This is a genomic window from Methylobacterium sp. D54C (assembly GCF_053345595.1).
Genome location: NZ_JBKFAK010000211.1, coordinates 1 through 299 on the forward strand (window position 1 = coordinate 1; position 299 = coordinate 299).

Consider the following 299-nt stretch of genomic DNA (forward strand, 5'->3'; position numbering starts at 1 on the left):
CCGTTCACCGACGAGGAGGCGGACAACCCGGACCAGCGCATCCAGGCCGACGTCAACAGCTTCATCGAGCAGACCACGACGCTGTCGATCCGGCTCCTCAGCCAGGCCGCGCAGCTCGTCTCGTTCATCGTGATCCTCTGGACCCTGTCGCGCGACTTCGTCGTGCCGTCCACCGACACGGTGATCCCGGGCTTCCTGGTCTGGCTGGTGATCGCCTACGCGGTGGTCGGCACGTGGCTCACCCACCTGATCGGCCGGCCGCTCATCGGGCTGGACTTCCGGCAGGAGCCGGGACGCCT

Annotated in this window: 1 protein-coding gene; it reads left to right on the plus strand. The window is 67.9% G+C overall.

Going from position 1 to position 299, the window contains the following annotated elements:
* The coding region (locus tag ACLBYB_RS33205; protein ID WP_447701428.1) for an SbmA/BacA-like family transporter at positions 1–299 on the plus strand (299 nt) is incomplete at both ends.